This is a genomic window from Pseudooctadecabacter jejudonensis, from assembly GCF_900172275.1.
GTDB lineage: Bacteria > Pseudomonadota > Alphaproteobacteria > Rhodobacterales > Rhodobacteraceae > Octadecabacter > Octadecabacter jejudonensis.
The window spans coordinates 468,260-480,221 of record NZ_FWFT01000002.1 but is presented as its reverse complement, the minus strand read 5'-3'; the positions used below and the strand labels follow the sequence as shown (position 1 = coordinate 480,221).

The window sequence follows — 11,962 nt, the reverse complement described above, 5'->3', positions numbered from 1 at the left end:
CATGTCCCTTTCAGAACAGATGAAGCACCGCGACAAAGACATGGTGCCCCGCGTGTTGGTGGTGGCCATGTTCAGCCTGATGGCGGCGTCTTTGGGTTTGGTGGCCTATGCGCAATGGGCGGGTGTGCCCAACACGGGCGTGATCGAACTGGCCCCTGTTGAGCGGCAGATGACGCTGCAGTTTGAGACGTCCCGACAGGGCGTATCGACGGTTTACAATGAAGACGGCGAACAGATCGCCCATTCTGCCGATGACCTGATGGGGTTTGTCGGCGTTATGGGCATTGCGCTGAAACGCGAACGTCTGGTGGCGGATGTGCCCAACACGGCACCGGTCATCCTGATGGAACGCACCAATGGCACCTATGCGATTGAGGATCCCGTGACCGGCTGGTCGGTGGAACTGATTGGCTATGGCGCTGACAACGTTGCGGCCTTTGCCCGGCTGCTGGACTGAAACCTATCAAAGGAGGGAACCCCCATGGGCCTTTTGACACGAACCAAAGAAGAGGTGCCCTGCGTGGTCACCATTTCGCACCGCTTTGAGGAGCTGTCGGCGCACGTCAAGTTCACCGACGGATCCGTCGTGGGACCAGGCGACACCGTTAAGGTCCACGGCGCGGAGATCATGGCGCCCTACGGCGAGGTGGTTGAGGACGAGCGCATGGCGACGATCACGCGGGCCAGTGGGATTGAGCGGCTGTGGACGCGGGCCACGGGAGATTTCGAATTCATGGAGCTGTGCGAGTTTTCGTTCAGCGAGGAGGTGACGGTATGAATATGCATGCAAAGCATTCGGCTGATGCGACGACCGTCGAAGAAGGCCTCGCCATTCAGGAAGAACAGGCGAAGTTTGACGATGATTTCGCCACGGAAACGGCGATGTCGAACACCCTGCTGACGCCGCGGTTCTACACCACGGACTTTGATGAGCTTGACGCCATTGACGTGACCTCTGTTCGCAAGGACTGGGACGCGTTGATCGCCCAGATGGAAAGCGACCCGAACAAGGGCCATTTCAAGAAAAACGAAGACTGGGATCACGTCGATTGGGACGGGATGGAGCCGCAGCTGAAGGCGGAGTTTATCGACTTCCTGATTTCCAGTTGCACGGCGGAATTTTCAGGCTGTGTGCTGTACAAAGAGATGAAACGTCGCGGGTCCAACAAGGACATCACACAGCTGTTTCAGCTGATGGCACGGGATGAGGCGCGGCATGCGGGCTTTATCAACGATGCCCTGCGTGAGGCCGGTCTGCGCGTGAACCTTGGGTTCCTGACGCAGTCGAAGAAATACACCTACTTCCGGCCGAAGTTCATCTACTATGCTACTTATCTCAGCGAAAAGATCGGCTACGCCCGCTACATCACGATCTTCCGCCATCTTGAGGCGAACCCGGAGCACCGTTTCCACCCGATTTTCAAGTGGTTTGAGGAATGGTGCAACGATGAGTTCAGCCATGGTGAGGCCTTCGCCCTGTTGATGAAGACGGATCCGAAGTTGACGGAAAGTTTCGCCAACAAGCTGTGGATCAAGTTTTTCCTGACGGCGGTCTATTCCACCATGTATGTGCGCGATCACCAGCGGCCTGCGTTCCATGCCGCACTTGGCGTGGACCCTGATTGGTATGCCCATGAGGTGTTTACCAAGACGTCCGTTCTGACGGGGCAGATTTTCCCGTTGATGTTGGATATCGAAAACCCACGGTGGCAGCGCAATCTGGAACGGATGCAGCGGGCCAATGTGCAGATTGCCCAAGGGAAGAAAGCCGGTGGGTTTGGCGGGTTCGTCAAACGCATGATCGGATCCGCACGGGCGGGGGCGGCTTTCGTGTCGCTGTATACGATCCCTGCGATCAAACATGACGTGCCAGACAGCACCGTCCTGAGGCCTGCGTACTGATGGGGGTTTGGGGCGCATCTCTCATCGCGCTCTTTACCTGGTGGTTTGCCACTGGGGCGATCCTCTATGTCATCCGTCGGGCGGACCGGACAGGCGGCAATGCCTACAACGTGGCGGTGTTCATGTCGGTGCCGGTGTTGGCGCTGGGTGTTGCGGCGGTAATTGTCTCAACGCCGGACACCGGAATGTCCGGTGTCTATAAGGGCTTTTTCGGTGCACTGTGCATTTGGGGCTGGGTCGAATTGTCGTTCCTGTCCGGCGTGATTACAGGCCCTGAACGCACCACCTGCCCTAAGGGTGCGATGGGTGCGGCGCGCTTTTGGCGGGCGTGGGACGCCTTGGCGCACCATGAAATCCTGCTTTTGGCGGGCATGGCCTTTGTCGTTGTCGCAACCAGTGATGCCGCCAACCAGATCGCGTTGTGGACCTATGCGATCCTGTTCTTTGCCCGCATCAGTGCGAAGCTGAACCTGTTTTTCGGTGTGCCACGGATCAATTTCGAATTTCTGCCTGTCCCGCTGCAGCATCTGCGCAGCCATCTGCGGCAAGGCCCGATTACCGCGTTTTTCCCAATATCAGTGACTGTTTTGACGTTTGCTGTGGGCTGCTTTGCCCATCTGTTGATGTCGTCTGTCACACCTGTCGATGCGGCGGGCTACGCCCTTTTGACCTCTCTTTGCGCGCTGGCGCTGCTGGAACACTGGTTCATGGTGATCCCGCTGCCGGATGCGAAACTCTGGCGGTGGATGTTGCCCGACATCACCCCTGCCCAAACACGAATGACTGCCAAGGAAGACTGACATGGATTTTGACGCCCTTTTCAATGAACAGCTTGATGCGCTGAAATCGGACGGAAATTACCGCTATTTCGCTGAGTTAGAGCGTAAATGCGGCAAGTTTCCGAAGGCCGCGAACCACGCCGACGATGGCGTGCGGGATGTGACCGTGTGGTGTTCCAACGATTACCTGGGCATGGGCCAACACCCCAAAGTGATCGACGCCATGAAAGAAGCGGTGGAGCGCACGGGCACGGGTGCGGGCGGCACGCGCAACATTTCCGGCACGAACCATGATCACCTGTTGCTGGAGGCAGAGTTGGCAGACCTGCACGGCAAAGAGGCGGCGTTGATCTTTACCTCGGGCTATGTGTCGAACTGGGCGTCTTTGTCGACATTGGGCAGCCGGTTGGAGAATTGCGTTATCCTGTCGGATGCGGGCAACCATGCGTCGATGATCGAAGGCATCCGTCATTCGAAGGCGAAAAAAGTGATCTGGCGGCACAATGATGTTGCGGACTTGGAAGAAAAGTTGGCGGCGATCCCGGCAGATCATCCCAAGATCGTCGCGTTTGAATCGGTCTATTCCATGGACGGTGACATCGCCCCGATCGAGGCCATTCTGGACGTTGCCGAAAAGTATGGCGCCATGACCTACATCGATGAGGTTCATGCAGTCGGCATGTACGGCAAACGCGGCGGCGGCGTGTCGGAAGAGTTGGGTCTGGCGCATCGGATCACGTTGATCGAAGGCACGCTTGGCAAAGCGTTTGGCTGCGTTGGGGGCTACATCACCGGATCCGCGGCGCTGTGCGATTTCATCCGCAGTTTCGCCAGCGGGTTTATCTTTACCACGGCCTTGCCGCCCGCTGTTGCGGCGGCGGCGCGGGTGTCCATTGCGCATCTAAAGGAAAGCCAGTTTGAACGGGCGGGGCAACGCCGTCAGGTTGCCAAGCTGCGGGCGATGCTGGATGCGCAAGGCATCCCGCATATGCCCAACGACAGCCACATCGTGCCGGTGATGATCGGCGATCCGGTCAAAACCAAGATGCTGGCCGATTATCTGATGGATGAGTGGAACATCTATGTGCAGCCGATCAACTATCCGACTGTGCCCAAAGGCACCGAACGGCTGCGGTTTACGCCCTCCCCGCTGCATACTGACGAAGATATTGCCTATTTGGTGTCCGCACTAACTGTCCTTTGGAAACAATGCGCTATCGCCCATCAGGTGGCGTGATATCGCATAACAGTGATTGAATCTTTATTTCTGCTGGACGGCGCGAAGTGCCAGACTACCCTTCTATCCGATGCGGCATCCTGCCGCGCCAAACTTGACGTTAGGGAGACTACGATGACCAAGTTTATTTATGCAGCCGCGGCGGCACTTTTGGCAGGCCCCGCATTTGCAGACGGCCATGCAGCATCCGGTGATGCGGCGGCCGGTGAAGAGCAATTCAACCGCCAGTGCGTGGCGTGCCACATTGTGGCTGACGCCGACGGGAATGTCCTGGCAGGCCGCAACGCGCGCACCGGCCCGAACCTTTATGCGCTTGCTGGCCGGACCCTCGGGTCTGTCGAAGATTTCCGCTATGGCGACAGCATCGTTGAGCTGGGCGAGATGGGCACCGTCTGGACCGAAGAAAACTTCGTCGGCTATGTTCAGGACCCAACAGGCTGGCTGCGCGAAACCCTCGACAACAACCGTGCGCGCGGCAAGATGGCGTATCGCGTCCGTCAGGAAGAGGAAGCGATTAACATCTATGCCTACCTCGCGACGTTCGGTGCCGAAGAGGCCGAAGGCGAAGCAGAGTCCAACTGATCTGCTGGACCAAGATGTTAAGGGGTCGCGCGTTGCGCGGCCCCTTTTTTGTTGCGTTAAACGGCTGCCTTCCCTCACATTCGTGTCAGCGCCGTTGCGCCACGGCGTTTGATCGGTCAAACAGCCACAGACGAACGGGGAGGTTCCATGCTGGATTCCGCAGCACGTAAGCTGATTGATCCACCTTTGAATGCCATCGGCGCCTCTTTGGCGGCGCGCGGCATGACGGCGGATGGCGTGACGTTGATCGGTTTGGGCATGGGCCTGATGGCAGCTGTGCTGATCATGGTGGGCTGGACGTGGGCTGCACTGGTCTTGCTGCTGGCCTCGCGCATTGCGGACGGATTGGACGGCGCCGTGGCCCGTGCGACACGCAAAACGGACTTCGGCGGTTACCTGGATATTGCGTGCGATTTTTTGTTCTACGGTGCGATCCCCTTTGCCTTTGTCGTGATGGACCCTGAAACAAATGCCGTCGCGGGTGCGTATCTTTTGACAAGTTTCTATTTCAACGGGACGAGCTTTCTGGGCTACGCCATTCTGGCGGAAAAGCGGGGCATTGAGACCTCCGCCCAAGGGGTGAAATCGTTGTACTATTCCAACGGGCTGTTGGAGGGCACAGAGACCATCGTGTTCTTTGTGCTGTTGTGCCTGTTTCCTGCGTCGTTTGCGACGTTGGCCTGGATATTCGGGACGCTGTGTTTTGCCACGGCGACCCTTCGACTTATCGCCGCAAGGCGCGTGTTCACTACGAAGGAAGACTAATGAAGTATCTTGCATTGATGGCCGCACTGGCCGCTCCGACCGCTGCGTTGGCCAATCCGGACCCCAGCGATTGGGACAGCGTTCTGGCCGAAGCCGAAGGACAAACGGTGTTCTGGAACGCATGGGGCGGATCAACGACAACCAACGATTTCATCGCTTGGGTGGGTGAGCGCGTGGCCGAAGAATACGGCGTGACGTTGGAACACGTAAAGCTGACGGATACGGCGGATGCTGTCACCCGCGTGCTGTCCGAAAAGCAGGCCGGTGAGAATGACGATGGTGCCATCGACATGATCTGGATCAACGGCGCGAACTTCGCGGCCATGAAAGACGCCGATTTGTTGTTTGGCCCCTATGCGGAACAATTGCCGAATTGGCAGTTTGTCGATGTGGACGGCAAGACAGTTCAGACGGATTTCACGGTGCCGACGGACGGTATGGAAAGCCCGTGGGCCATGGCGCAGGTCGTGTTTGTGCACAACACTGAAACCATGCCCGATGCGCTTGGATCCATGGAGGAGCTGTTGGACTGGGCGCAGGCCAACCCTGGCCGGTTCAGCTACCCCCAGCCGCCGGATTTCTTAGGCTCCACGTTCCTCAAGCAGGTGTTGGTCGACATTCTGGACGATCCGTCTGTTTTGCAGGCGCCTGCGACAGACGAGACCTATGATGAAGTGGTTGCCCCGCTTTGGGCCTATCTTGACGCGTTGACGCCGAATCTGTGGCGGTCGGGTCAGGCGTACCCTGCGACCGGCACGGCGATGTTCCCGCTGATCAACGACGGTGAGCTGGACTTGTCTATTTCGTTCAGCCCCGGGGCGGCCTCTACCGCGATTGCGAACTTTGAGCTGCCAGAGACCGTGCGCACGTTCGTCTTGGACAAAGGAACGATCGGGAATGCGTCCTTTGTGGCGATCCCTTACAATTCCGGCTCGGCTGCTGGGTCCATGGTGGTGGCGAACTTCTTGATGTCGCCTGAGGCACAGGCCCGCGCGCAGGATCCCAACATCCTTGGCTATGGCACTGTGTTGAATATGGATGCGCTGTCCGAGGATGACCGCGCCGCCTTTGACGCGCTGGAACTGGGCATCGCAACCCTGTCCCCTGCTGAACTGGGCACCGTTCAAGCTGAGCCGCACCCAAGCTGGATGACCCGCGTCACCGACGATTGGGTCGAACGTTACGGCACCGGTCAGTAACGACTGACGCCACGTGCTGCGCTTTCTGCCAGCCATAACCTTGATTGCCATGCTGGGGCCCGTGATTGCGGGCCTCTATGGTACGGTGCTTCCAGCGTTTGGGCATTTGCCTGCCGCTGGTTTGACCGGGCCCAGCCTTGATCCATTCCGCGACCTGTTTGACTGGGGCGGTTTGGGGGCGGCTGTCCGCTTGTCGGTGACGACGGGCGTCGTGGCGACGGGGCTGTCGCTGCTGATTGTGTCGTTCATCGTGGCGGGCTGGTCCGGGACGCGGTCGTTTCGCGTTTTGGAACGCCTGTTGTCGCCGCTGTTGTCCGTGCCCCACGCGGCGGCGGCGTTCGGCTTGGCCTTTCTGATTGTGCCGTCAGGCTGGATCGCGCGGGCGACGTCGCCTTGGCTGACAGGGTGGGACCGCCCCCCTGATCTGCTGATCGTGCAAGACCCTTTGGGCTTTGCGATGGTGGCGGGTTTGGTCGTGAAAGAGGTCCCGTTTCTGCTGTTGATGATGATTGCGGCGATGGGACAGGCGCAACCGCGCCGGTCGATCCTTGTCGCGCAGGCGCTGGGCTACGGGCGGGTGACGGGGTGGTTGAAAACCGTCTTTCCCCGCGTTTATGCGCAAATCCGTCTGCCGGTTTATGTGGTCATCGGCTATTCCATGAGTGTGGTGGATGTGGCCGTGATCCTTGGCCCCAGCACACCGCCGACCTTGTCTGTGCAAATCGTCAAATGGATGAGTGACCCTGACCTTGCCATGCGCCTGACAGGTGCCGCCGCCGCGTTGTTGCAATTTGCATTGGTGGCGGGCGTGCTGTTGGCGTGGTGGTTGGGGGAACGTGTGGTTGCAGCCCTCGGGCGCCGATGGATTTGGTCGGGCCGTCGCGGGCAGATGGATGCGCCGGGGCGGATCGTTGGCCTTGCGTTTGGTGTTTTGTCTGCGGCGTCGATCCTGTTGGGATTGGCGAGCCTTGCGATCTGGTCGTTCGCCGCGCGCTGGTCGTTTCCAAATGTTTTGCCAGACGGGTTTACGATGCGGTCATGGGACCGGCACGGGGCCTCGGCCTTCGCCACCATGGGTGAGACGTTTTTGATCGCGGGCTGCGCTGTGGGCATCGCGCTGGTGCTGGTTTTGGGCTGCCTGGAGGCCGAACATCGCGGCGATCGGCAGTTCGGACAAAAGGGACTGTTGTTGCTGTATTTGCCATTGCTGGTGCCGCAAACCGCGTTCCTTCCCGGGTTGCAGACGATGCTGCTGACCGTGGGGGCCGACATGGGCCGCGTGCCCGTGATTTTTGCACATCTGGTCTTTGTTTTGCCTTACGTCTTTTTGTCGTTGGGGGATCCTTGGCGATCATGGGACGCGCGGCATGCGACGGTGGCCGCGGCGCTGGGTGCAAGCCCGTGGCGGGTGTTCTGGTCCGTGCGGGTGCCGATGCTGACACGACCTCTTTTGACGGTCATGGCCGTAGGGGTCGCTGTGTCCGTGGGGCAATATCTGGCCACGCTCTTGATTGGCGGGGGCCGTGTGGAAACGCTCACCACAGAGGCGGTTGCCTTGGCGTCTGGCGGTGATAGGCGCGCCATTGGGGTGTACGGGTTGTTGCAGACACTTGCCGCGCTGGTGCCGTTTACGATGGCCCTCGTCGTGCCGACATTGCTGTGGCGTAATCGGAGGGGATTGCATGAATAAGGGTCTAACACTGCGCAATGTGTGCATTTTGCGCGCGGGCAATCCCTTGATTGAGGTCGATCACCACATCGCGCCAGGCGATGTTTTAACAGTGATGGGCCCGTCTGGAGTGGGCAAATCGACATTGCTGGCCTTCATCACGGGCACCTTGCCGTCCGTGTTTAAGGGTATGGGGCAGGTGGTTCTGGATGGGGAGGACATCACCGGTTTGCCGCCGCATCGCAGACAAATTGGGATCCTGTTTCAGGACGATCTGTTGTTTCCGCATATGTCGGTGGGGGCCAATTTGGCCTTTGGGATGCCGTCTGGCGGGGGGCGGGCCGCGCGGCGTGTGGCCATAGAGGATGCGCTGAAAGACGTTGATCTGGACGGCTATGCTGACAGGGACCCCGCGACGTTGTCGGGCGGCCAAAAGGCGCGCGTGGCTTTGGCGCGGATGTTGCTGTCTCAGCCGCGGGCGCTTTTGCTGGATGAGGCCTTTTCGCGGCTGGACGCTGAACTGCGCGCGCAGGTGCGTGATCTGGTGTTCAGAACCGCAAAATCGCAGCAATTGCCGGTTTTGATGGTCACCCATGACGCCGAGGATGCAGCCGCCGCAGGGGGTGCATTGGTGAAGTTGGAGGCCCTTTCGACCTAGCGCCTTTCCCCGACGCCGAGGCGTCGTTTGCGGGCAAGACTGTGGTGTTTGACGGGATAGCGTCGGGCCAACGAAAGGGGATCAAGACATGGCGCTTTTGCTTGGCATAGACACCGGTGGCACCTACACCGACGCGGTCGTTCTGGATGATGAGCGCGATGCGATTGTGGCCAGCACCAAGGCGCTGACGACGCGGCCTGACCTGTCGATTGGGATCGGTGCCGCAATTGATCGCGTGTTGAAGGCCAGCGATGTGGCGGCGGATGACATTGCGATGGTGTCCTTGTCTACGACCTTGGCCACCAATGCGTTGGTTGAGGGGCAGGGCGGCAAGGTTGCTTTGGTCTTGATCGGGTTTGACGACAGCGAACTGGATAAGGCAGGTCTGCGGGATGCGCTGGGCGATGATCCTGTCGCTTTTGTCGCGGGCGGACATGGGCATTCCGGGGCTGAGGTCGCTGCGTTTGACGAAACAACATTTTCCGCCGTGTTAGAGACGTTTCAGGGCGTCAGCGGTGTGGCGATTGCCGGTCGGTTTGCAACGCGCAACCCGGATCACGAGGTTCGTGCCCGTGATCTGGTGCGGGACAGGCTTGGGGTTCCCGTGACGTGCTCCCATGAACTGAGCCAGGCGTTGGGCGGGCCGAAACGGGCGCTGACCGCCGTTTTGAACGCGCGTCTGATCGGGTTGATAGACCGTTTGATTGCCGCAACAGAGACGCATCTGCGGACACGGGACATTACCGCACGGCTGATGGTGGTGCGCGGGGATGGGGCATTGATCTCTGCCGATTTGGCGCGGGAACGACCGATCGAGACGATCTTGAGCGGGCCAGCGGCCAGCATTGCAGGCGCACAGTGGTTGACGGGCGAACAGAACGCCCTGGTCAGCGATATTGGCGGGACCACCACGGACGTCTGCCTGTTGCGCGATGGCCTGCCCCAGATTGATCCGATGGGGGCCAAGGTGGGGCCGTATCGCACCATGGTTGAGGCCGTGGCGATGCGCACGTTTGGTCTGGGCGGCGACAGTGACGTCACAGTGTTGGACGGGCTGGCGGGCGGCCTGTCCCTTGGCCCGCGCCGCGTGATGCCCGTGTCGCTGTTGGCGCAGGATTACGGGGATAGGGTGCACCAAACGCTCGATAAATTCATGGCGCTTGAAACCCCGCCGGAGGAGGCGACGCGGTTTGTGATCACAACGTCAGCCGATCTGCCCGATGGATTGGATAAACGAGAGGCCGCCGTCATGGCGCGCTTGGCGGAGGGGCCATTGCCATGGGCGGCGGCGGTTCAGTCCCGTGTTGAGATTCCCGCACTAGCACGCCTGATCGGGCGTGGCCTTGCCATGATGTGTGGGGTGACCCCATCAGACGCGAGCCATGTTTTGGGGCGGCTGTCCGAGTGGGATGGGGAGGCCGCGAGGAAGGCCCTGACGTTGTTTGCAAAACGACGGATGGGCAGCGGGGACCGCGTTGCAGAGGGTGCAGAACGTCTGGCGCAGCAGATCATTGACCAGCTGACAAAACAGACGTCTGAGGCTGTGTTAGAGACTGCATTTGCAGAAGAGGGTTGGGACGTGCCTGCTGATCTGGCACGTCATGCGTTGATGAAAGCAGGCTTGCGTCAACATAGCGATGTCGTGCGTTTGGATGCGGGGCTGGCGATGCCTGTGATCGGGCTCGGGGCCTCCGCGCGCAGCTACTACGGCGCGGTGGGGGAGGTGCTGGGCTGCCGCACAGTTCTGCCGGCAGAAGGCGGTGTGGCCAATGCGGTTGGTGCGGTGGTGGGGCAGGTGGCCATCCATGCGGAGGGCACCGTGACCAGCGGGGGTGAGGGCGCGTTTCTGGCCCATTTGCCAGAAGGACCGGTTCAATTTGCCGACAAGGACGCGGCGCTGACAGCCTTGCGTAATGCTTTGACCGAACAGGCCGAGGGCAAGGCACGTTCCGCAGGGGTCGAAGATATCCGCATAAACGAAGGCCTCGACCTGCGCGAAGCGGCGATCGAGGCCCAGACGATGTTCATCGAAGCGACGATGCGCATCACGGCACGGGGCCGTCCACGCATCGCCAAGTGATTATTCCGCCGCGTCGCGTCGCGGCAGAACCCAATCGGGACGGATAAAGTGGCAGGTGTATCCGTTGGGGATCCGTTCCAGATAATCCTGATGTTCGGGCTCGGCCTCCCAGAAGTCACCGACTGGTTCGACCTCGGTCACGACTTTGCCGGGCCACAGGCCAGAAGCGTCCACATCTTTGATCGTATCCAACGCGACGTCTTTTTGTGCGTCATCCACGTAGTAGATCGCGGAGCGATACGACATGCCGCGGTCATTGCCCTGGCGGTTGAGGGTAGTCGGATCGTGGATTTGAAAGAAGAATTCCAACAGCCGACGGTATGTCATTTGGGCGGGATCGAAGATGATTTCGATCCCTTCCGCGTGGGTGCCGTGATTGCGGTAGGTGGCATGCGCGACATCGCCCCCCGTGTAGCCCACACGGGTGGACACCACGCCAGGCATCTTGCGGATCAGGTCCTGCATGCCCCAAAAACAGCCACCGGCCAGCACTGCGCGTTCAGTCATTTACACGTCCTCCACTTGATCAATGTAATCGCCATAGCCTTCGTCGGCCATGTCGTCACGGTGAATGAACCGCAAGGACGCGCCGTTGATGCAGTACCGCAGCCCACCGCGATCTTGCGGACCATCGGGAAAAACGTGACCCAGATGGCTGTCGCCGTGGGTTGAACGCACTTCGGTGCGGATCATCCCGAGAGACGTATCTGTCAACTCGTTCATGTTGGCGGGTTCAATGGGTTTGGTGAAGCTGGGCCAGCCGCAGCCGGATTCGTACTTGTCGGATGAAGCGAACAAAGGCTCCCCCGAGACGATATCCACGTAGATACCCGGTTCTTTGTTGTCGAGGTACGGCCCCGTCCAAGGACGTTCCGTGCCGCTTTCTTGCGTGACGTGATACTGTTCCGGCGTCAGGGTCGCGACGACGTCGGGGTTTTTCTCATATTTGGTCATGGTGATCCCCTTTGGCTGTTCATGCCTGAATATGGGGCGTCGGTTTCCGATTTCCAGTTTCGTTACAATGGCTTCACCGAGGCGAGAACCAACGGCCCAATCGACACCGAGAAAACGAAGGGCCGGACCGTCGTTCA

13 protein-coding genes are annotated in these 11,962 nt (G+C 59.7%); 11 read left to right on the top strand and 2 right to left on the bottom strand.

The annotated features are described in order from the left end of the window. The first annotated feature begins 1 nt into the window (after position 1). From puhC to PSJ8397_RS07425, 11 genes are all read left to right on the top strand, one after another. Entirely contained in the window at positions 2–457 is a 456-nt protein-coding gene (puhC, locus tag PSJ8397_RS07475; protein WP_085864286.1) for a photosynthetic complex assembly protein PuhC, read from the top strand. Between the two features lie 24 nt (positions 458–481). Next, positions 482–778, top strand: a complete 297-nt coding sequence (locus PSJ8397_RS07470) for a hypothetical protein (protein ID WP_085863960.1) — start codon at positions 482–484, stop codon at positions 776–778. Next, the gene (gene acsF / locus PSJ8397_RS07465) at positions 775–1,902 is read left to right on the top strand and encodes a magnesium-protoporphyrin IX monomethyl ester (oxidative) cyclase (protein ID WP_085863959.1); all 1,128 of its coding nucleotides are present in this window, start codon (positions 775–777) and stop codon (positions 1,900–1,902) included. Before PSJ8397_RS07470 ends, acsF begins: the two co-directional genes overlap by 4 nt. Then, positions 1,902–2,702 carry a putative photosynthetic complex assembly protein PuhE gene (gene puhE / locus PSJ8397_RS07460; RefSeq protein WP_085863958.1) on the top strand — a complete coding sequence of 267 codons (801 nt, stop codon included), beginning with the start codon at positions 1,902–1,904 and terminating at the stop codon, positions 2,700–2,702. The genes acsF and puhE overlap by 1 nt, the downstream gene beginning before the upstream one ends. Before the next feature lies 1 nt (position 2,703). Further along, positions 2,704–3,918 carry a 5-aminolevulinate synthase gene (gene hemA / locus PSJ8397_RS07455; protein ID WP_085863957.1) on the top strand — a complete coding sequence of 405 codons (1,215 nt, stop codon included), beginning with the start codon at positions 2,704–2,706 and terminating at the stop codon, positions 3,916–3,918. Between the two features lie 114 nt (positions 3,919–4,032). Further along, positions 4,033–4,500 carry a c-type cytochrome gene (locus PSJ8397_RS07450; RefSeq protein WP_085863956.1) on the top strand — a complete coding sequence of 156 codons (468 nt, stop codon included), beginning with the start codon at positions 4,033–4,035 and terminating at the stop codon, positions 4,498–4,500. 147 nt (positions 4,501–4,647) lie between these two features. Beyond that, positions 4,648–5,265 carry a CDP-alcohol phosphatidyltransferase family protein gene (locus tag PSJ8397_RS07445; RefSeq protein ID WP_085863955.1) on the top strand — a complete coding sequence of 206 codons (618 nt, stop codon included), beginning with the start codon at positions 4,648–4,650 and terminating at the stop codon, positions 5,263–5,265. Beyond that, a complete protein-coding gene (locus PSJ8397_RS07440; protein ID WP_085863954.1) occupies positions 5,265–6,464 on the top strand; it encodes an ABC transporter substrate-binding protein in 1,200 nt (399 codons plus the stop codon). The genes PSJ8397_RS07445 and PSJ8397_RS07440 overlap by 1 nt, the downstream gene beginning before the upstream one ends. A 49-nt stretch (positions 6,465–6,513) precedes the next feature. Further along, entirely contained in the window at positions 6,514–8,154 is a 1,641-nt protein-coding gene (locus tag PSJ8397_RS07435; protein WP_200811302.1) for an ABC transporter permease, read from the top strand. After that, complete coding sequence (locus PSJ8397_RS07430; protein ID WP_085863952.1) at positions 8,147–8,791, top strand: ATP-binding cassette domain-containing protein; 645 nt, start codon at positions 8,147–8,149, stop codon at positions 8,789–8,791. Before PSJ8397_RS07435 ends, PSJ8397_RS07430 begins: the two co-directional genes overlap by 8 nt. 88 nt (positions 8,792–8,879) lie before the next feature. Continuing rightward, positions 8,880–10,871 (top strand): hydantoinase/oxoprolinase N-terminal domain-containing protein, encoded by a 1,992-nt coding sequence (locus PSJ8397_RS07425; protein WP_085863951.1) that lies wholly within the window; start codon positions 8,880–8,882, stop codon positions 10,869–10,871. Here PSJ8397_RS07425 and msrA read toward each other — a convergent pair whose 3' ends face one another. Further along, positions 10,872–11,378: a peptide-methionine (S)-S-oxide reductase MsrA gene (gene msrA / locus PSJ8397_RS07420; protein ID WP_085863950.1), complete on the bottom strand. Its 507-nt coding sequence runs from the start codon at positions 11,376–11,378 to the stop codon at positions 10,872–10,874. Next, on the bottom strand, positions 11,379–11,825 hold the full coding sequence (gene msrB, locus PSJ8397_RS07415; protein ID WP_085863949.1) for a peptide-methionine (R)-S-oxide reductase MsrB: 447 nt from the start codon (positions 11,823–11,825) through the stop codon (positions 11,379–11,381). It abuts the gene before it with no gap. Between the last annotated feature and the right edge of the window lie 137 nt (positions 11,826–11,962).